The 19,248-nt window shown below is 49.6% G+C and carries 17 protein-coding genes; 11 read left to right on the top strand and 6 right to left on the bottom strand.

Annotation, left to right across the window (positions count from 1 at the left end; translation table 11 throughout):
- Window positions 1-460: 460 nt before the first annotated feature.
- On the bottom strand, window positions 461-1,672 hold the full coding sequence (locus tag B9Y59_RS11925; RefSeq protein ID WP_085533702.1) for a sensor histidine kinase: 1,212 nt from the start codon (window positions 1,670-1,672) through the stop codon (window positions 461-463).
- Window positions 1,657-2,346 (bottom strand): response regulator transcription factor, encoded by a 690-nt coding sequence (locus B9Y59_RS11920; RefSeq protein WP_085533700.1) that lies wholly within the window; start codon window positions 2,344-2,346, stop codon window positions 1,657-1,659. The genes B9Y59_RS11925 and B9Y59_RS11920 overlap by 16 nt, the downstream gene beginning before the upstream one ends.
- Window positions 2,347-2,687: 341 nt before the next feature.
- Here B9Y59_RS11920 and B9Y59_RS15865 point away from each other — a divergent pair, with 341 nt between their 5' ends.
- The 5 genes from B9Y59_RS15865 to B9Y59_RS11895 are packed head-to-tail and all read left to right on the top strand — an operon-like array spanning window position 2,688 to window position 7,609.
- A complete protein-coding gene (locus B9Y59_RS15865) occupies window positions 2,688-2,834 on the top strand; it encodes a hypothetical protein (RefSeq protein WP_158089022.1) in 147 nt (48 codons plus the stop codon).
- 29 nt (window positions 2,835-2,863) lie between these two features.
- Window positions 2,864-3,934 carry an S-layer homology domain-containing protein gene (locus B9Y59_RS11910; RefSeq protein ID WP_158089021.1) on the top strand — a complete coding sequence of 357 codons (1,071 nt, stop codon included), beginning with the start codon at window positions 2,864-2,866 and terminating at the stop codon, window positions 3,932-3,934.
- Window positions 3,927-5,729, top strand: a complete 1,803-nt coding sequence (locus B9Y59_RS11905) for an RND family efflux transporter (protein WP_085533696.1) — start codon at window positions 3,927-3,929, stop codon at window positions 5,727-5,729. Before B9Y59_RS11910 ends, B9Y59_RS11905 begins: the two co-directional genes overlap by 8 nt.
- Before the next feature lies 1 nt (window position 5,730).
- Complete coding sequence (locus B9Y59_RS11900) at window positions 5,731-6,456, top strand: ABC transporter ATP-binding protein (protein WP_085533693.1); 726 nt, start codon at window positions 5,731-5,733, stop codon at window positions 6,454-6,456.
- Window positions 6,440-7,609 carry an ABC transporter permease gene (locus B9Y59_RS11895; RefSeq protein WP_085533692.1) on the top strand — a complete coding sequence of 390 codons (1,170 nt, stop codon included), beginning with the start codon at window positions 6,440-6,442 and terminating at the stop codon, window positions 7,607-7,609. Before B9Y59_RS11900 ends, B9Y59_RS11895 begins: the two co-directional genes overlap by 17 nt.
- 192 nt (window positions 7,610-7,801) lie before the next feature.
- Here B9Y59_RS11895 and B9Y59_RS11890 read toward each other — a convergent pair whose 3' ends face one another.
- The 4 genes from B9Y59_RS11890 to B9Y59_RS11875 all read right to left on the bottom strand — a co-directional run bounded on the left by B9Y59_RS11890 (window position 7,802) and on the right by B9Y59_RS11875 (window position 11,310).
- The gene (locus B9Y59_RS11890; RefSeq protein ID WP_054323953.1) at window positions 7,802-8,290 is read right to left on the bottom strand and encodes a P-loop nucleotide/nucleoside kinase family protein; all 489 of its coding nucleotides are present in this window, start codon (window positions 8,288-8,290) and stop codon (window positions 7,802-7,804) included.
- Window positions 8,291-8,489: 199 nt separating this feature from the next.
- Window positions 8,490-9,050: a hypothetical protein gene (locus B9Y59_RS11885; RefSeq protein ID WP_054323954.1), complete on the bottom strand. Its 561-nt coding sequence runs from the start codon at window positions 9,048-9,050 to the stop codon at window positions 8,490-8,492.
- Window positions 9,047-9,607 carry an RNA polymerase sigma factor gene (locus B9Y59_RS11880; protein WP_085533683.1) on the bottom strand — a complete coding sequence of 187 codons (561 nt, stop codon included), beginning with the start codon at window positions 9,605-9,607 and terminating at the stop codon, window positions 9,047-9,049. The genes B9Y59_RS11885 and B9Y59_RS11880 overlap by 4 nt, the downstream gene beginning before the upstream one ends.
- 473 nt (window positions 9,608-10,080) lie before the next feature.
- Complete coding sequence (locus tag B9Y59_RS11875) at window positions 10,081-11,310, bottom strand: class I SAM-dependent rRNA methyltransferase (protein ID WP_085533666.1); 1,230 nt, start codon at window positions 11,308-11,310, stop codon at window positions 10,081-10,083.
- Window positions 11,311-11,825: 515 nt separating this feature from the next.
- On the opposite strand from B9Y59_RS11875, the gene B9Y59_RS11870 reads away from it, so the two are divergent.
- The 6 genes from B9Y59_RS11870 to mutY all read left to right on the top strand — a co-directional run bounded on the left by B9Y59_RS11870 (window position 11,826) and on the right by mutY (window position 19,192).
- Entirely contained in the window at window positions 11,826-13,472 is a 1,647-nt protein-coding gene (locus tag B9Y59_RS11870) for a DEAD/DEAH box helicase (RefSeq protein WP_085533664.1), read from the top strand.
- A 6-nt stretch (window positions 13,473-13,478) separates the two neighbouring features.
- Entirely contained in the window at window positions 13,479-14,411 is a 933-nt protein-coding gene (locus B9Y59_RS11865) for an alpha/beta hydrolase (RefSeq protein ID WP_085533662.1), read from the top strand.
- Window positions 14,408-15,694, top strand: a complete 1,287-nt coding sequence (locus tag B9Y59_RS11860) for a hypothetical protein (RefSeq protein WP_054323959.1) — start codon at window positions 14,408-14,410, stop codon at window positions 15,692-15,694. The genes B9Y59_RS11865 and B9Y59_RS11860 overlap by 4 nt, the downstream gene beginning before the upstream one ends.
- Window positions 15,691-16,362, top strand: coding sequence for a DUF6320 domain-containing protein (locus B9Y59_RS11855; RefSeq protein ID WP_054323960.1), 672 nt, complete (start codon window positions 15,691-15,693; stop codon window positions 16,360-16,362). The genes B9Y59_RS11860 and B9Y59_RS11855 overlap by 4 nt, the downstream gene beginning before the upstream one ends.
- A 203-nt stretch (window positions 16,363-16,565) precedes the next feature.
- Complete coding sequence (locus tag B9Y59_RS11850) at window positions 16,566-18,149, top strand: amidohydrolase (RefSeq protein ID WP_085533660.1); 1,584 nt, start codon at window positions 16,566-16,568, stop codon at window positions 18,147-18,149.
- Window positions 18,146-19,192 (top strand): A/G-specific adenine glycosylase, encoded by a 1,047-nt coding sequence (mutY, locus tag B9Y59_RS11845; protein ID WP_085533657.1) that lies wholly within the window; start codon window positions 18,146-18,148, stop codon window positions 19,190-19,192. Before B9Y59_RS11850 ends, mutY begins: the two co-directional genes overlap by 4 nt.
- Window positions 19,193-19,248 lie beyond the last annotated feature (56 nt).

The following is a 19,248-nucleotide window of genomic DNA, read 5'->3' as shown; positions in this document are numbered from 1 at the left end:
GCGTTTCTAAAAAACGCGGGCATCCTTCAAGTCATTTCATGGCTTTTGGGATACCCCCTTTGTTTTTTTAGCCTGAAAAGCTCTGATAGTACTAGAGGGTTAAAAGGAGTTTTAATAGGGAATAGAAAATGGAGATCCTTTTGGACGCAATAGAGCCGTAGCCTGTCGATTGTGCTGAGTATTTAAAAGAGGATAGTTGGATGGCGTCCAATAACGCGAATTGCATCACACATATCACATGGAATTGTAAACAGCTCAGGTTTTTATCTATAGATATCGAAGTAAATCAGGCCCGTGGATAGATCAAACTGAAAAATCACGTTTCATAATGACTTTATTGGATGGCAAAGTGCGTGCTTGAGATCCATATGGCATTGTATGCATGAAGGACAGTTTCACCAGCCGGTTCCTGGGGCCTCAATGTTTTCAGCTGATAAGATCGTTGATTGAAAGAATGATCCTATAGATTCGCATGAGCTTCCGTATCCATTGAAAAATCGACGGAAAAGATGGTATGGCCGTTGGCGCTTTCTACGGAAATCTTTCCGTGGGAACCTTCGACAATCGATTTTGCGATTGCAAGGCCCAGACCATAACCGCCGGTTTCACGCGAACGGGCGCTGTCTGCACGGTAGAAACGATCGAATACATGGGGAAGCGCTTCTGCAGAAATCTCTTCCCCAGAATTTTGGACACGAAGAATCACGCGGTTCTTTTCGCGGAAAAGCCCAATGTTCACCGTGCCTCCCGGTGGGGCATGCTTAACGGCGTTGTCGAGAAGAATGTCTACCAGCCGGGAAAACTTTTCCGGACTTCCTCTCACAAGGAGGTGTTCGGAAACTTGGGAATGAATGGCAACCCCTTTTTCATAGGCGACCGCTTCGAAAGAGAGCAGACAACCAGTCACTAGGCGGCTAAAGTCCACTGTTCGCGTGGGGCTGGCATCTTGATCGTGATCCAATTTGGCGAGTGTCAGCATATCGCTGATAAGACCGCTCATACGGGTAATCTGAACGCGCATAGCGGAAATCCATTGCTTTTGGCTGTCGACGGATTCAGCGCCGTTTTCCTCTAGAACAGATAGATTGGCGTTTATAATTGCGAGTGGTGTCTTTAACTCATGCGAGGCGTCTGCAACGAAATTCTTTTGCCGCTCAAATGCCTCTTGGACAGGACGTACCGTCCGCGATGCAAAGAGCGTACTCAATCCAAACAACAGAAGAAGGCTTAAAAGACAGACTCCAAATAAAATGAACAGAACATTTCGCTGCATAGCCCGCGGGCCGGTTTGATCTAATAGGACCAAGTGCGCATGGGTTTCGTCGAACGCATATGCAAAGTGGTATGAGTCGAGCGAGAAATTTCCCTGCTGTTGCTGTTGTTTCTGTGCCAACTCGGAAATCTGCTGTACCCACTCTCCGGAGATGTCTGGCGGCGCGCTGAAAGAGACAATTTGTTGTTTTTCATCGAACATCACGCGGATAATCCCCATGACTGGTGGCGGTTGATGCTGCCCTTCGGGAAAATGAAGGGCGGCATTTAGGGACATCTGTGTTTGCCGGTCGCTGGCCACGATCATCAGGACAGCGGTTACGGCAAAGATGGCAGCGAATACCAGGCTCAAAAGAGCCATATTGAAACGAACCAATTTCCATTTTAGTTTTCGAAACATAGCGGCTCCTCCAAGCGGTATCCCACATTTCGAATGCACGCGATGCGCATACGGGAACACAGATAAGTCAACTTCTTCCGGAGAAAAGAAATATAAACTTCGACGTTGTTTCCAGCAGCTCCATTTTCAAATCCCCAGAGTCTGGTTAAGAGTTCCTCTTTGTTGAGAATGGTATCCGGATGTAAAAAAAATTGTTTCATGATCTCAAACTCCTTGTTGGCCAGTTGAACCCGTTGATCGCCACGGGAGAGGGTATAGTTGGCCAGATTTAGGGTGAGATCGCCCACCTGTAAGGTATCGTCAAAGATCAGTTCTCCGCGCCGGCGGGTCATGGCGCGAATACGCGCCAACAACTCTTCGGTTGCAAACGGTTTTGCCAGATAATCATCCGCACCACAGTCCAACCCCGCGACCTTATCGCTGATCTCTCCCTTGGCAGAAAGCAGCAACACTGGGGTGGAGATAGAAGCGGCGCGAAGACGCTGCAAAACAGTGAGTCCATCCAGCTTGGGAAGCATTATGTCCAACAGGATGATGTCATAGATACCGGTCAATGCTTCATCTAAACCGGTTTCCCCATTGTAAGCAGCGAAGGTTTCCCAACGTTTTTTGCTGAATATCTGACAAAGCGCGTCGCTCAAAGCCTTTTCATCCTCAATCAATAGTATTTTCATAGGATTTTTCCCCTCCTAAAATATCAAAAGTCGGCCAAAGCCCAATTTTCCACAATAAGAGTACAAAAGAGGTGTGAACGGTATTTGCTGAAAATGTGACGATTCCCTGATTTTGTAAACGAACATCGTTCTCCAAAAAGGATAAAGTCCTTAAGAAGCCCTTTTTCAATTGTAACACATTTTCCGTCGCCTGTGACGAACATGTGAAGGCCCCCTTAAACTTGTGTGAAGTGGGATTTTTTTCAGGTTAATTTCAGCTTTTTTCCCTATAATGAGAACCGTACAAACGGCGGGAAGTTACAGGGCTTCTATGCCGCATCAGAGAAAGGGGTGTATGATCCATGAATGGATTTCTGCAGCGCAGGGAGTGGATCGCGCGTCTTCCCCTTTTTTGGGAGACGCACCGATGGGCAATTTTGGCAGCTCTTTTGGGGGTAGCAGTCTGGGCGGCGGGAATCGCAGGGACCCTTTTGCTCGCCGGAAGATAATCTGTGAAAAATTTGATGAGGTGATTAAGATGAATCATACATGGAAACGAACCATGTCCATGCTTTTGGCTATGGGTATGTTGACACTCTCCATTCCAGCGCAGGGAATCGCCGCGTCTGTGGATACTTCGGATAAGGTGCTATCCAACTTAGGAATCACCGATTCGGTGTTGGTGGCCTCCAACGCTGAGGTGACGCGGGCACAGTTTGCACAGTTGTTACTAAATACTTCTTCTTTTAAGGGAAAAACGGGAACAACTGTCAATTACCGTAGATTTAGCGATGTGCCTACAGACTCCACCTACGCTGCTGCAATCAATATTGCGGCGCAACAGGGATGGATGACTGGTTATCTTGACGGAACCTTTAAACCTGACCAACCGGTGAAGTTGCGCGAAGCGGTTTATGGTGTGTTGGCTTTGTTGGGTTATACCAATGAGGACTTTACTGGCGATCAGACCCAGGGACGCACCTCCATGTACTATGCAAAAGAATTGGACGAAGGCTTGGCGTTGGTGACCATGGAATCCAATTTGACCATGTCCAACTGTGAGGCGTTGCTTTACAATACCCTCAAAGCGAATACAAAATCTGGAACAATGTATGGACAAATTTTTGACTGTGAACTGGACAGCGATGGGGAAATCAATTATTTGAAGCTGTCGGACAACAACATTAACGGCCCTATTCGTGTAACCGCTAGCAAGGATATCGAAAAGATTTTGCCCTTCAGCGAGCAAAACGCAACCTATATCATCGATGGCGAAGTAGGTTATAACCTTGACTACAACAGCGTGGAAGAAGACGATATCGTTTATTACAGCAGCAAGACCCGTACCGTATGGGTCTATCAGGATGATCGCGCAAGCGGCGAGGTGACAGGAATCGTCTACGACAATTCCAGCTCGATGACGCCGGTAGCTGTCTATGTGGAGGGAACTAAGTATACCATTGAGAGTGAAGAGATGCAGTATGCGTTTTCTACATTGGGAAAGGTCCATGTTGGGGATGAAATAACGGTGGTGTATGACGACCAAACCAGCACAACCGATCCCGATAACTATAATTTTGTATTGAAGGGGTATCTGCTCGATGACTGATACGGATGATGTGAAGTTTGATACGGCGGAATTGGAAAATCTTAGGCCCAAACGTTCCTTTTTCCGCAGGAAGAACCAGCCAGATGGAAAACGGCCCAAATGGAAAAAGCCTATTAAGGTGTTGATTGCATTGGTTCTGGTTGCTACTCTTGCTTTTGCTGGATTCCGTGTATTCCGGAAACCCGAAGGGCCGAATATGGAGGAGGCGACCCGCACCGCCACAGTTGAACGGCAGACGATTCAGTCGTCTATTTCTTCTTCGGGTACACTGGCCGCCCTGGATACATATACCATCACTTCCCTTGTCTCAGGAGAGGTGATTCGCGCAGATTTCGAAAAGGGTGACCAGGTTGAAAAGGGAGATGTGCTTTATTGCATTGACACTGGCGATGTGGATGAAAAAATTGAATCGGCTCAAACCAGTTTGGAACGTGCCGAAAAGAAGTATGCAGAGGCGCAAAAGAATTACAACAAGGCCGCGGAGGATTATCAATCTCTCGACTATGTCTCCCCAGAAGAGGGCTATGTTCAAACGGTCTATGTGGAGGTAGGAGACACTGTTAAGAGCGGCGATAAGTTGGTCGATTTATATAACGACCGAACGATGGTACTCAAAGTGCCGTTTTTAAGCGCTGATGCCAGTAAAATCAAAGTGGGCGATGTAGCACAGGTACAGATTTTGGAGACCTATGAAACCGTCAACGGTACAGTAACAGCCGTTAGCTCTATGGAACAAACACTCAACGGTGGCAGTGTGGTCCGCATGGTGACCATTGAGGTCGGAAATCCCGGAGGAATTTCAACCTCCAGCACAGCGGCCGCGACGGTTAATGGTGTGACATGCAGCGGCGACGGAACCTTCACAGCAAAGCTGGAAGAGACGATCACAGCCGAGTATGGTGGAGACATTGCTTCGATGAACGTCGAGGAAGGGAGCTATGTTCACGAAGGGGCGGCTTTGTTCACTTATACCCAGGAGTCGGCAGACGACGCGTTGCAGACTGTCAAGGATTCGTTGGAGTCAGCGGAGCAGAGTGTAGAGGATGCCCAGACCAATTTGGAGAATGCGCAAGACAGCTTGGAGGACTATGAAATAACAGCGCCGATTTCTGGCCAAGTGATCGTGAAAAACACAAAGGCTGGAGATACATTGAAGAGTGGAAACGACAGCAACGCAAGCATGGCCGTGATTTACGATATGTCTGCTCTTACATTTGACATGTATGTGGATGAACTCGACGTATTAGATGTAGAAGTTGGCCAAAAGGTGCAAGTCACGGTGGATGCATTTGAAGGAGAAACATTCACAGGAAAAGTGACAAATGTCAGCTTGGAAAGCACATCAAGCAATGGCGTTACCCAATATCCCGTGACCGTCCAGATGGACGAGGTGGGGGATTTGCTTCCCGGCATGAACGTCAATGGAGAAATCATCATTGACGAAGCAGAAAATGTACTGGCAATCCCGGCTCAAGCATTGCAGCGCGGCAATGTGGTCTATGTAAAGGATGACAGCGTGACCGAAGCGGAAGGCAACGTTCCGGCGGGCTTCCGGTCGGTAGAGGTAGAGACCGGCTTAATCAGCGAAAATTATGTAGAGATTCAGAATGGTCTTTCTGAGGGGGATGTCGTCTACATCGATCCGACCACTTCAACAGACAGTACAGTCATGATTGAAATGGGCGGGATGCCCGGTGGCGGTATGCCTGGTGGCGGCGGAATGCCCAGCGGAGGTCCTGGCGGCGGTGGTATGCCTGGCGGCGGTGGCCCCGGCGGACCGGGAGGTGGTTTCTAAGATGAAACAGACACAGACCGGGACGCAGCCCCTGATCTCGCTGCAAAATATTTATAAGATTTATCAGATGGGCGATATGGTGGTGCGTGCAAACGACGGGATTTCCTTAGACATCTATCCCGGAGAATTCGTCTCCATTGTTGGCAAATCTGGAAGCGGAAAGTCTACCATTATGAATATCATTGGGGCACTAGACGTGCCAACAGAGGGAAAATATATCTTGAACGGCGAGGATGTAAGCGAGATGAAGGACGACAGCCTCGCGGAAATCCGCAACAAGACCATCGGGTTTGTATTCCAACAGTATAATTTGCTTCCCAAGCAGAACCTGCTGGAAAACGTAGAGCTGCCCCTTGTTTACGCGGGGGTCGGAAAAAAGGAGCGCACAGAGCGATCTTTGGAATCGCTTGAACGAGTGGGACTGCGCGATAAGTGGCGCTACATGCCCCAACAGCTCTCCGGCGGCCAGCAACAGCGCGTGTCCATTGCACGCGCCTTGGTCGGAAATCCTTCCTTGATCTTGGCAGATGAACCCACCGGCGCGTTGGATTCAAAGACAGGCCGGGAGGTTCTCGACTTCCTCAAGCAGTTGCATGAGGAGGGCAACACCGTGGTCATCATTACCCACGACAATTCCATTGCCATAGAGGCCGAGCGCGTGGTCAAGATCAGCGATGGAAAAATTATATTTGACGGAGACGTGAAGGCCTATGAGTCAATCCTTTAGGCTTGCGCTCAAAAGCATCGCAAGCAGCAAAATGCGCTCCTTCCTGACCATGCTCGGGATCATCATCGGTGTGGCATCCGTTATCATCCTGGTCAGTTTGATGCAGGGGATGACAAACTATATTTCGGACAGTTTTTCCGATTTGGGGACGGATCAAGTAAGTGTATCTGTCACCAATACGGACACCCGAAACGTGGATGTTGACACCATGTATGAATTCCTGGATGAACAACAGGATTTGTTTGCTGCGATGAGCCCAATGGTTTCGGTTCGAGGGACCATCAAGAATGGCACGGAGAGTTCCACAACAGCTTCCATCTCCGGCGTAGGGGAAGATTATCTGTCCATTCAGGCGTTGGAGCTCTCTTTAGGACGTTTTATCCAGTATTCGGATATTGTTTCACGGCAAAAAGTCTGTGTGATTGGTTCCTATGTTGCGCAGGACCTCTTTGCAGGGGAATCCGCATTGGATCAAATTCTCAAGATCAACGGAGAAGCCTATACAGTGGTTGGCGTGTTGCAGGAGAAGGCAGATTCAGAGGAGGGGTCCTCGGACGATTGCGTATATCTCCCTTATTCGGTGGCGACAAAACTTTCCTTTAGCGCAGATATATCCAGCTATGTGTTTACCGTAACGAATGTAGACCATATGGAAGAGGCTAAAACGGTACTCAAAGACTTTTTGTATGAAATCTTCCTCAATGAGGATCTGTACAATGTAACCAGCCTTTCCGAGATGTTGGAGATGGTCACTTCTATGACGGACATGATGACAATGCTTTTGGTAGGCATTGCCGCCATTTCGCTATTGGTTGCTGGCATCGGAATCATGAACATCATGCTGGTATCGGTGACTGAACGAACACGTGAGATCGGTATCCGTAAATCTCTCGGTGCAAAGCGGCGTACCATCCTACAGCAATTCGTCATTGAAGCAGGTGTCACCAGTTCGTTGGGCGGTATTGTCGGAATTGCAATTGGCTGCGTATTAACCTCAGTGGCAAGCGGGATTATTGGATTTGATGCATCCCCTTCGGTGAGTGCCATTTTGGTTTCCTTTGGGGTATCTGCAGGGATCGGCGTAATCTTTGGCTATATGCCGGCGCGCCGGGCGGCGAATTTGAATCCGATTGACGCTTTGCGCAGCGAATAAATCTGGCGGGAATGGGGCGTGTTGGATCGCGCGACACTGGAGGACAAAATGCTAGAAAATAAATGAAAGTGCCGCTTATTCTATAAAAATCTATATCCAGTGCCCGCCCATCCGGACGGCTTCCAACAAGCCCCACCTTATCATAGATAAAAAGAGCACAACAAGTCGAAAGGACTCGTTGTGCTCTTTGCTTTATTCTACAATATGAATATATTCGTCGATCTCATCGGGGGTGGGTTCTTCAAACCAGGAGGAAAATCGTTTGCGTTTTTCTTCATCAATCGGATAGGCGCGGAGTTTACCGGTTTCGATCAATCGGTTTCGCTGCTCCAAATGGCGGGTGATAATCTCATAGGGGGCGTCTAAAACGATCAATCGGACCGGAATTCCCTGTTTACAGAAATACTGTTTGGTATCCAGGCGTTCCTTTCGGTTCCAAAAGCCGAAATCCAGCACAACATCGAGGCCCAGGGCAAAAAGGGATTCAGCCTGCCGCAAGAGAAAACTTCTACACCGGCGTTCCATGTCCTGATGGCGTTCCCGGCCGATACAGGCGTCAAATAAAGTCAGCATCAGATCGTCACTGGATAGAACAAAGGTATTTCCGCGTGCCTGTAACGTCTTTGCATAGGTTGTTTTCCCGCAACCGCACGGTCCGCAAAGCATGATGATTTCCGGCATATTTTTACCCCTTCCCTAATAAAGCTGCTGGTATTGTAGCACATACAATAAAAAAAGAAAAGAATATGGGAAGTGTCCTTTTGCTCCAAAGGCATTCATCCAAGTTGCGTATCCCATACGCAATGCCGGAGACATCCCCTTTGGATGGAGATGAATCGATCCGGTTCTCTGTGAAAGAGAGGTTCCTATCACCGGTTTTTTAAGGCTGTTTACCAATCCAATCATTTGCCGTTTTGTAATCGATGATTTGGTAAGCAACTACTTGCCATAAACCGGTTGTTTCTTTATAATCCTGCTTTTCCATGAGAACCAATAATTTGTCCGTTGGAGGATTGCATTCCACGATGACACTTGCAGAATCGTTCTCCTGGTGTAGAACTACATAGTCAAAACCATGGTCTTTTTTTACGGTTACGCCGTCTACCAGTTGTTCCCGATTGAATTTTTCTAAGAAGGTGAACAGGGTATCTTCCAGATCAAACGAACCGGTTCTGTGCCCCTCATCGATCTCAGACAATTCATGCTCTGTATAGGCTGGAAAAAGGAATGAGGTGAGGGCTTGCCGGAACTCTGCGCTTACCGCAAAAGCCGTTCCGAAAGAAAATAGGGCCATGAGGACGACTGCTGCAATACAGGCGGCAATTTTATGAAATTTCCACCAGCGAACCCGAAACGGCTTCGGCTTATGTTCCACGAGGGCTTCCACGATATATGGGCTGTCAAGCTGGCTCATGGCCTCAGAAAACAGTTTTGCATTCATATAAAGACCTCCCTTTCCGTCAAGTATTGTTTCAGCTTCTGCCGGATGCGGGTAAGCCGAACGGATACATTTTTTTCGGTGAGTCCCATATGTCTGGCAATCTCTTTATAGCTGTCAGAAAACCAATAGCGCCGTAAAAAGATGATGCGGTTTTCGGCCGTTAGGGTATCTAAAAAATGTTCGAGGATACGCGCCAGTTCCTTTGCCTCCATTTTGGTCTCCACTGTGCTTGGATCGGATAAACATTCTTCTATTTCCTGCATAGCGGTTGTGTAAAGGCTGTTTCGTTTCGCGGCTCCTCGCTTATAATACATTTTCAGAGAAATGTTTCGAACGATTTTACAAAGATAGGTCAGCAGCGGATGAGGTTTTGCTGGTGGAATGGCGTTCCATGCTCCCAAGTAAGCATCGTTGACGCATTCTTCCGTATCCTGCCGGTTATTTAAAATGTTGTAGGAGAGCTTGCGGAACACGCTTCCGTATTTTATATCCAGCTCCTGTATGGCCTGTTCGGAACGCTCAAAAAACAACGCAATAATTTTATCATCTTCGATCAATCGTACCGCCTCCCTTCCGGTTTCATCGATATACTACGGTTTTTGAAGCGAAAACTACAGGGAACAAAAGTTTTTTTGTCCATTGCGCCCATAGACGCATAAAAAAGCAGCGCTCCTATACTCCCATGGGAAATGAGGAAACGCTGCTTGTACGGAAATATGCTGCTTGGATGCATTTGGCTGCCTTAAAAAGCTGGCGAGAGTTGTGCGGCCCATAGGATTTTAAGGCAGATTCAAAGCCCGGTGGTCTTGTAGTGGATTCCATCAGCCATTCTTAAAAGATACCCGTGAACCAAGTGCAGGACAGGGGAAGCCGTGAATCTTGAAAAATGGATAGAAGCTGGGAAGAACACCAGGGAAAAAGATTGCACCCACCCATCGGCTGAGGTCAAAGCCGGTTTGAGAGAAGGTCGTCCAAAGAATGTTTCAATGGCCTCCTTTGGATTGCCGGCCAAAGGGAATCATAAAATACATCACACAATTTGGAACAGATAGAATTTTAAATAGTCCGTTTCCGGGACGTTCCAAAGAATTGGATGGTCGGGCGATTGCTGGCGGGCCTCGATTTGCCGCAGGGAAACGCCCGCGTCAAAGGCCGCGCTGCGGAGCATGTCCCGGAAAAGTGCATCTGTCATGAAGTGTGAGCAGGAACAGGTTGCGAGATATCCCCCTCGGGGAAGGAGCTTCATCGCACGTAGGTTGATTTCTTTGTAGCCACGCATCGCATGCTCTACCGTTTGACGCGATTTTGTAAATGCAGGTGGATCTAAAATGACAAAATCGTAGTCGCTTTTAGCGCCGCAGGGCAGGGAAGGAAGCAGGTCAAACACATTGGCCGCCTCAAAGTCCATCACATCTAAAAGTCCATTCCGGCGGGCATTTTCACGGGCCATCTCCACAGCTGTTTCCGATATATCGACGGAATGGACGTGGACTGCGCCGCCCCTGGCTGCGTTCAGTCCAAAAGATCCTGTGTGGGTAAAACAATCCAATACGCGCTTGCCGCGGCTCAGTCTAGCGACCGCTTGCCGGTTGTATTTCTGGTCCAAAAAGAAACCTGTTTTTTGTCCGTTTTCGAAGTCGACCAAATAACGAATCCCGTTTTCAACAATTTCTGTTTGCGTGCTCTGCGGAGTGGCCAGATTCTCCAGCGGAAAGAACCCCTTATTTTGCTGCATCCCTTCTCTTTCACGAATGGAGACGTCGTTGCGTTCATAGATGCCGCGAATCACCTGTCCATCCTCGCGCAAGATACGGGCAAGCATGGGAAACAGTAGGGATTTGCGCTGTTCAATACCGAGGCTGAGCGTTTGCGCAACGAGAATGTCTCCAAAACGATCCACGGTCAGCCCGGGGAAAGAATCTGCTTCTCCAAAAATAACACGACAACAAGAGAGATCATCGCCCATGACCGTTTTTCGGTATTCCCAGGCGTAACGCAGGCGGCGTTCCCAAAAGGCCTCATCAAAATGATCGTTTGCATTGGTTGAGAGCAGGCGGATGCGAATTTTAGAATGACTGTTGAAAAAACCAGTCCCCAAATAACGCCCGCGCGGGCTAACAATGTCCACAAGTGCACCGTCGTTGCAGCCGGCTTCGCCTTCGACCAGCTCGGTATGATAAATCCACGGATGGCCGGATTTGATACTGTTTTCCGCTTTGCGGGTAACTGCAACCCGCGGATATGTACGTTCTTGTTTCATAACCTACTCCATTTCGATGTTGTTCCATTCTATGCTTTTATGAGTTTTAGAACCCCTTTAAAAGTATCACGATAAACATTATAGCATAAATCCCACAAAAGGAGGAGTTTCCCCCGTCCTTTTCTCATAAAAGTACTTTACAGCGGGCACAGGGGTAGAATATTTTTCTGTTCTGCGCTATAATAACGTAAACACACTTATTGTGTATGTAGTTTGAGGTCTGCGGGCAGGCTGTGGGGGAGAAAAACAATGCCCCGAGCGAGAGCTCTTGTGAGATACAAGGAAAGAGGTTTCGCCAGCTGCCCGTTTTTATAGGGGAATGCGATGGTTTGCGCGAAAAGATCGTTTTGTCCAACGGCTGTGTACGCAACCGACATTGAAACGCAGTATATATCAAATGAATTTTGCGAGAGGGAATGTTGTCTCCGGGTACTTCTTTTGAAAGGATTGCCTGTATAAAGCAAACGGACGTGTATCGCACTCCCCTGAAAAATATATTTTGTAAAGGAATAGGTATGACATTTCAACAATTGGGGATTATTCCATCCATCTTGAACGCCTTAAAGAAGGAGGCTTATGTAAATCCAACTCCCATACAGGAACAAGCGGTTCCTCCTGTTTTAAAAAAGAAGGATCTTTTGGGATGCGCCCAGACGGGCACGGGAAAGACGGCTGCTTTCGCTGTGCCGATCCTTCAGCTTCTTGCCGAACAGGGAAGTGTCTCTCCAAAGAAGATTCGCGCCCTTGTTTTAACCCCGACGAGGGAATTGGCCCTTCAGATTCAGGAGAGTTTTGTGGCATATAGCCGGTTTCTTCCTTTAAAAACCTGTGTGATTTTCGGCGGAGTACCACAGAATCCACAAGTGCAACAGCTTAAAAAAGGGATTGACATTTTAGTAGCAACCCCGGGACGTCTCAATGACCTGATCGCGCAGGGATTCATCAAGCTACAGGATGTACAGATCTTTGTGCTGGATGAAGCGGATCGTATGCTGGATATGGGATTTATCCACGATGTCAAAAAGGTCATTGAAAAGTTGCCGAAAAAGCGGCAAACTTTATTGTTCTCCGCCACGATGCCGAAGGAAATTGAGGAACTGGCAGATACAATTCTGCGCAATCCGGTCAAGGTTACCGTCACGCCGCCGGCGACTACGGTGGAGGCAATTGAACAGAGCGTCTATTTTGTCGATAAAGAGAACAAGCGGCGCTTGTTAATCCATCTCCTACAAAGTTCGGAAATTGAATCGGCTTTGGTATTTACGCGCACCAAGCACGGCGCGGACCGTGTTGTACGCGAACTGACCAAGGCGAAGATACGGGCAGCCGCCATCCATGGGGACAAATCGCAAAATGCGCGGCAAAAGGCCCTCGGCGATTTCAAACAGCATAGAACCCGCGTGCTGGTTGCAACCGATATTGCTGCACGGGGTATCGATATTGAAGAGCTTTCCCACGTCATCAATTACGACATTCCCGAAGTGCCGGAAACTTATGTACATCGCATCGGGCGGACCGGCCGGGCTGGGATGTCTGGGATTGCCATCTCTTTCTGCGATATCAATGAGAAGGCTGATTTTGACCGGATTGAAAAGTTGATCGGAAAAAAGGTGACCGAAGTGCCGGAACACCCCTATCCGATGCAGATCACTACACCGACACCGAAGTCGGAGTTGCGCCGGAACCGTGGGCAGCGTCCTGTCAGGCAGCAGCCCCAGCCACAGAAAAAGGAAGAGACGGCGCAGAGACAGGAATCCAAATCCAAGAAATCACCGCAACGGGCTACGCAAAAGACGGCTTTGACGCCTCCGGCCCCAAAGGTGCAACAAAAGACACAGCCCCAAATGCAAACACAGCGAAAGCCCAACTCCATTTTCCCAAAGCCAGCTGGTGGAAAACGGGCGGAGGCCCTTACAGAGTTTCCGTCCTTGCAGGATGTCTTACCCAAGCAACGCCCAACGCTATTGAGCAAGACCGAGGGAGGCAAAAAGCCGCGCCAATACCGCGAACCGGTTCCCGGTGGACGTGGAATGCAGACGCGGCCTTCTGCAAAGAAGCGTGACAAAACGCCTTCGACCATCCTCCAACGGACAGAGCCTGTGCGCAAGCGCCCGGTGGATCAGCCGTTGGGACAAACGCGCTTCGGCGGTAGACGGGGCTGACCGGCGATGGCGATCAATAAGTTTGTAATGGCGGCTTTGAAGGCGCTCTCTTACCCGGATATTGACATCAAACGCAATTATAAATGGGGGCGTCAAGTGACAAATGTAACCCATTATCACTATTTGAAGCCATTCTATAAAACCTGGGATCACAAGGTCCCCTGTGGAGATCACGACGTACCAGTGCGGATTTTCTCTCCCCCTGGAGAGGGACATCACTCACTTTTGCTTTTTTTCCACGGCGGTGGTTGGGTACTGGGGAATATCGATTCTTATGACAAGGTGTGTGCCAATATGGCCCGCCTGACCAACCGTCTGGTGGTTTCGGTGGATTACCGTTTGGCGCCGGAACACAAATTTCCTGCTGCACCTGAAGATTGTTATGCCGTGACGCGGGAAATCTATCTGAATACAGGACTATTGGAAACCTCTGCGGAGGATATTACCCTGATCGGGGACAGCGCAGGAGCCAACCTTGCGGCGGTTGTCTCGTTGATGGCGCGCGACCGGGGCGAGTTCCTGCCAAAGAAGCAGATCCTGATTTATCCTGCAACATATAATGATCATACGGAGCGTTCGTTCTTTGACTCTGTTCGGGAGAACGGAACGGATTATCTGTTGACCTCGAAGCGGATCTGCGATTATATGGATTTGTATATGAGCTGCCCGGAGGATCTACGCAATCCGTATTTTGCGCCTTTGTTGGCGAAAAGCCTGGCGGACCAGCCGGATACGCTGGTTATCACAGCGGAATACGATCCGCTGCGCGATGAGGGAGAGGAGTATGCACGTAAACTGGAAAAATTCGGCAACCGTGTGGAATTGCACCGCATTGCAGACGGCCTACACGGATTCTTTTCTTTGCCGCCGAGCTTTCCACAGGTCAAGGAGTGCTATGAAATCATCAACCGTTTTTTGAGTGAGGTGCCGCAAGCGTGAAAGCAAAGAAATCTGCGGATTGGAGGCGGCTGGACAATGCGGCGAAGATTTTCCCGTGTACCAGCAACAAAGCGGATACCAAGGTGTTTCGCTTTTCCTGTGAGTTGACCGAACCCGTGGACCCGCCCACTTTACAATTGGCGTTGGAGCGCGCATTAGAGGTTTTTCCCGGTTACCGGTGTACATTGCGCCGGGGGATGTTCTGGTATTACCTGGAAGACAGTCCAGAACAGCCCGTTGTTCGCGAAGAATACCGGCCCCCGTGCAGTGCGTTGTATGAGAAGGGAAGCCGGGGCCTGCTCTTTGAAGTGACCTATTACCGCTGCCGGATCAATCTGGAAGTTTACCATGCATTGACGGATGGGACGGGCGCCGTTCAATTTTTGCGTGTGTTGGTATACCATTATCTGACTGTACGGCATGCGGACCGCTTTGCCGGCGGATTGCCTGCGATTGATTACGATGCGTCGGCCACCGAAAAAATGGACGACAGTTTCCGCAAATACTACACCCATACGCGCAAGCAGCACGAAGATTCCCCGAATGCATATAGGCTCCGGGGGCCCTGCCTGCCGGAGAATCGTATTGCCGTGATCGAGGGCGTGATGCCGGTAAAAGCTGTCCTGAAGGAAGCGCACGCCTACGGAGCGACTTTGACGGAATTTTGCGCAGCGATTCTGATGTGTTCCATCGAAAAAGAGATGGCGATGCGCCACAAAAAACGTCCGGTTGTTTTGGCGGTGCCGGTCAATTTGCGCAGTTATTTTCCCTCCGGAAGCGCCCGCAATTTTTTCAGCGTCATTCAAGCCCGCTATCATTTTCGAAAACAGTCAAACCGGCTGGAGGATGTGATTGCAAGTTTGCACGAGACCTTTGAAACCGAGCTGACGCAGGAGAAGATGGAGGGGCGGCTGAACCAGTTTGTTCAATATGATTTCAACCCGGTGGCGCGCGTTGCACCTTTGGTTGTAAAAGATCTCACCATGCGGATCGGTTATGACCTTGCTGCGCGCAAGGAGACCGCAGCGATTTCCAATGTGGGAAAGATTGTGATGCCGCCGGAATTGGCGCAGTATATCCGCCTGTTCGATGTGTTTGTCAGTACGAGCCGCCTGCAGGTGTGTATGTGTTCGTTTGGCGACCTCTTGACCGCGAGTTTTACGGCGCCATTTGTCAGCACGGACATCCAGAAAAATTTCTTCCGTTTCCTCACTGGCATGGGCGTTCCCGTGGAAATTACGGCAAATGTACCATTTGAGACAGAGGAGGGGGGAACCAAATGAAATACTGTGCCAAGTGTAAAACGACTGTGACGGGCAACGGGACCCGCTGCCCACTGTGTCAGGGGATGCTCCAGGAAACTGGGACGGAGGATACAAGAGGGGACGTATTTCCGAGGATTCCCGATACATTGCATAAACACAGCCTGTTTTTTCGCATCCTGATCTTGGTATCTGTGGTTGCCGCTGTAACCTGCGTGGTAATTAACTTGATTCTTCCACAGCACGGTTGGTGGTCCCTGTTTGTTTTGGCCGGGCTGGCCTGCGCATGGATCAGCCTTACCGTTGCCTTTCATTACCGGAGAAACGTCCCAAAGAGTATCTTATATCAGGTGGTTGTGGTCTGTGTGTTGACTGTCCTTTGGGACTATTCAACCGGTTGGCACGGTTGGTCGATCGACTATGTCATTCCCATCACATGTGTGGTGGCCATGCTGGTATTGGCGATCACGGCACGGGTGTTTAAGCTCAATTTAGGCAGTTTTATTGTGTATTTTACCATCGCTGCTTTGTTTGCAATTGTCCCGGTGGTGTTCTATGTGCGCGGGATGCTTCAGGTTGTATATCCTTCTTTGATTTGTGTGGCGGGCAGTGTCATTTCCTTGGCGGCACTGATTCTTTTTGAGGGAGACAATATGCGAAAAGAGTTAAAACGCAGGCTGCATTTGTAACTCCCGGAATAGCGAACGAAAATTATTTTCAAAAGGAATGCCGATATAAAAATGCATATTATGCACAAATCCTAGAAAGCTAAAGCCGCGGCCTGTTTGCCGCGGCTGATTTATTCACAAGTTCTTATGCAGAGAAAAAGTCTTTATTGCAACGATCCTTGGAACATGATACGATTGATCGAACAGAAGAAGGTGGGAAAGATATGGATACAACCATTTATTATAACGGGACCATTTTGACAATGGAGGAGCCGCTTTATGCGGAGGCCGTGTTGGTAGAGGATGGAGTAATCCGCAAGGTGGGCGGACGGGAGGAAATTCTGTCGGGTAAGGGTGCGAACACAGAGCTGGTGGATTTACACGGGGCCGTTTTGTTGCCTGCCTTTCTTGATCCGCACAGCCATATCACCGCGCTTGCACAGACGCTGGGCCTGGTCCACTTAAACGGATGCAAAAGTTTTCAGGAAATCGTCCAGAGGCTGGATGCTTTTGTGGAACGGACAAAGCCAGCGCCGGGCCAGTGGGTGACCGCATTCGGTTACGATCACAACGATTTAAAAGAGAACCGGCATCCGGACAAAAGCCTCTTGGACAAATATCCATTTCCCGTGGTGGTGACGCATGCATCCGGGCATATGGGCGTGATGAACCGCGCAGGTTTACAAGCGTTGGGAATTACATCCGAGACCCCCGATCCAGAGGGCGGCGTTATCGGCCGGGGGTCGGATTATGGGGAGCCAAACGGATATTTGGAGGAGACAGCTTTCACCGGATATACAGCGAAAATCCCGCAACCATCCTTGGAAATTCGCATGCATCAAATGGAACAGGCGCAGGATATTTATCTAAAAAATGGGATTGCGACGGCACAGGATGGCTTTACGAAAGAAGCAGAGTGGAAGCTCTTGCATTGCCTGGCAGAGCAAAATCGTTTGAAGTTGGATGTGGTGGCGTATCCAGACTTACCGGACAACCGGAAGATTGTTTCACAATACCCATCGTATTGTAGGAACTATCAGAACCACCTGAAAATTGGCGGTTATAAAGTGTTTTTAGACGGCTCTCCACAAGGGCGAACCGCATGGATGAGTCAACCATATGAAGATGCGCCGGACGGCTACTGCGGTTATCCGGTCCATTCGGATGCCGAAGTGTGCTCGTTCATGCGGCAGGCATTACAAGATCATATGCAGATTTTAGCCCATTGCAACGGTGATGCAGCAGCACAGCAGATGATCGACGCATATGAAAGAGAAATGACCGGCGAGGACATACGGCCCGTGATGATTCATGCCCAGCTGGTACGTCCCGATCAGCTGGCTCGGATGGGGAGGCTCGGCATGATCGCTTCCTTCTTTGTAGCGCATACGTATTATTGGGGAGACGTGCATGTGAAAAATTTTGGCGAAGCGCGCGGAACAGCGATCAGCCCTGTGCGTTCGGCGATCGACAACGGTGTTGTGTATACGTTCCATCAGGACACCCCGGTTATACAGCCCAATATGTTGGAGACCCTTTGGTGTGCGGCCAACCGCGTGAGCAAGAATGGCTATATCCTGGGCGAAGGGCAGAAGGTTACGGTGCTGGAGGCCCTAAAGGGAGTGACCCTTTATGCGGCGTATCAATACTTTGAGGAACATGAAAAGGGGTCTATTCGCCCGGGAAAACGAGCGGATATGGTAATTCTGGATCGGGACCCCCTACAAGTAGACCCGCAGGAACTTAGAAACTTGCGCGTATTGGCAACGATTAAGGATGGGAAAACCTTATATGAGGTGAAGCGATGAGTACAGATACGCTCTTGGCGATTGTAGAGCCGCTTTTAACCTGGTATAGACAAAATGCCCGTATATTGCCTTGGCGCGAAGAGCCCACTCCCTACCGCGTTTGGATTTCAGAGATCATGTTGCAACAGACCCGTGTAGAGGCTGTAAAGCCCTACTTTGCCCGTTTTCTAGAGGCACTGCCGACTGTACCCGCTTTGGCACAGACGCCGGAACAGCAGTTGATGAAGCTTTGGGAAGGATTGGGCTATTACAGCCGCGCGCGCAATTTGCAACGGGCGGCGCGTGTCATGGTCGAACAATTTGACGGGACTCTGCCACCGGATTACGAATCCCTGCTGAAGCTGCCCGGAATCGGCCCCTATACGGCGGGGGCGATCGCCTCGATTGCCTATGGAATACCGGTTCCGGCGGTGGATGGGAATGTTCTCCGGGTAGTGATGCGCTTGATTGCTGGCTGGGATGACATTGCAGACCCCAACGTGAAACGGGATGTTGCACAGCGTATGGCAAGAGTTCTGCCGAAGGATTGCCCAGGGGATTTCAACCAGGCTATGATGGAACTCGGCGCGACTGTCTGTGTACCGGGAGGAGAGCCAAAATGCTTGGTTTGTCCCTTGAACGCCTTGTGTGAGGGTTACCGTCAAGGGGTTGCGCGAGAACTCCCTATTAAGGCGAAAAAGAAGGCCCGCCGGGTAGAGGAGAGGACCGTATTCCTTTTGGTGTGCGACGGCGAGTTGGGAATCCGCAGGCGGCCAACCACCGGCCTTTTGGCGGGGATGTGGGAGCTTCCCTCCGCGGAAGGAAAACGAAACCTGGAGGGGGCGATGGAACAGTTGCAGGAATGGGGCGTGCAGCCCCAGGAAGTCAAGCTTATGCCGGCAGCAAAACACATCTTCTCCCATGTGGAGTGGCATATGACCGGTTATTGGGTGGATTTAAAGGCGCGTCCAGAAGGGTTTACTTGGGTGGGACGAGAGACGTTGCAGCAGGAATACGCCCTGCCGTCGGCTTTCCGCGCGTACTTAGAGGCGTTTACGAAGTAAATATAGTTTACGCATTCTTGTTCGAACAAAGGAGAGGCGTCAACGGCCCTCTTCCG

Origin of the sequence: Anaeromassilibacillus sp. Marseille-P3371 (assembly GCF_900169665.1) — a bacterium.
Taxonomy (GTDB): Bacteria; Bacillota; Clostridia; order Oscillospirales; family Acutalibacteraceae; genus Anaeromassilibacillus.
Note: the sequence above shows the minus strand (reverse complement) of the source record. Positions and strands in the feature narration are given on the sequence as shown.

Bases quoted from the DNA above. Each gene is read 5' to 3' on its own strand.
- B9Y59_RS11925 (WP_085533702.1), bottom strand. From the start codon at position 1,672: ATGTTTCGAAAACTAAAATGGAAATTGGTTCGTTTCAATATGGCTCTT.
- B9Y59_RS11920 (WP_085533700.1), bottom strand. From the start codon at position 2,346: ATGAAAATACTATTGATTGAGGATGAAAAGGCTTTGAGCGACGCGCTT.
- B9Y59_RS15865 (WP_158089022.1), top strand. From the start codon at position 2,688: ATGAATGGATTTCTGCAGCGCAGGGAGTGGATCGCGCGTCTTCCCCTT.
- B9Y59_RS11910 (WP_158089021.1), top strand. From the start codon at position 2,864: ATGAATCATACATGGAAACGAACCATGTCCATGCTTTTGGCTATGGGT.
- B9Y59_RS11905 (WP_085533696.1), top strand. From the start codon at position 3,927: ATGACTGATACGGATGATGTGAAGTTTGATACGGCGGAATTGGAAAAT.
- B9Y59_RS11900 (WP_085533693.1), top strand. From the start codon at position 5,731: ATGAAACAGACACAGACCGGGACGCAGCCCCTGATCTCGCTGCAAAAT.
- B9Y59_RS11895 (WP_085533692.1), top strand. From the start codon at position 6,440: ATGAGTCAATCCTTTAGGCTTGCGCTCAAAAGCATCGCAAGCAGCAAA.
- B9Y59_RS11890 (WP_054323953.1), bottom strand. From the start codon at position 8,290: ATGCCGGAAATCATCATGCTTTGCGGACCGTGCGGTTGCGGGAAAACA.
- B9Y59_RS11885 (WP_054323954.1), bottom strand. From the start codon at position 9,050: ATGAATGCAAAACTGTTTTCTGAGGCCATGAGCCAGCTTGACAGCCCA.
- B9Y59_RS11875 (WP_085533666.1), bottom strand. From the start codon at position 11,310: ATGAAACAAGAACGTACATATCCGCGGGTTGCAGTTACCCGCAAAGCG.
- B9Y59_RS11870 (WP_085533664.1), top strand. From the start codon at position 11,826: ATGACATTTCAACAATTGGGGATTATTCCATCCATCTTGAACGCCTTA.
- B9Y59_RS11865 (WP_085533662.1), top strand. From the start codon at position 13,479: ATGGCGATCAATAAGTTTGTAATGGCGGCTTTGAAGGCGCTCTCTTAC.
- B9Y59_RS11855 (WP_054323960.1), top strand. From the start codon at position 15,691: ATGAAATACTGTGCCAAGTGTAAAACGACTGTGACGGGCAACGGGACC.
- B9Y59_RS11850 (WP_085533660.1), top strand. From the start codon at position 16,566: ATGGATACAACCATTTATTATAACGGGACCATTTTGACAATGGAGGAG.
- mutY (WP_085533657.1), top strand. From the start codon at position 18,146: ATGAGTACAGATACGCTCTTGGCGATTGTAGAGCCGCTTTTAACCTGG.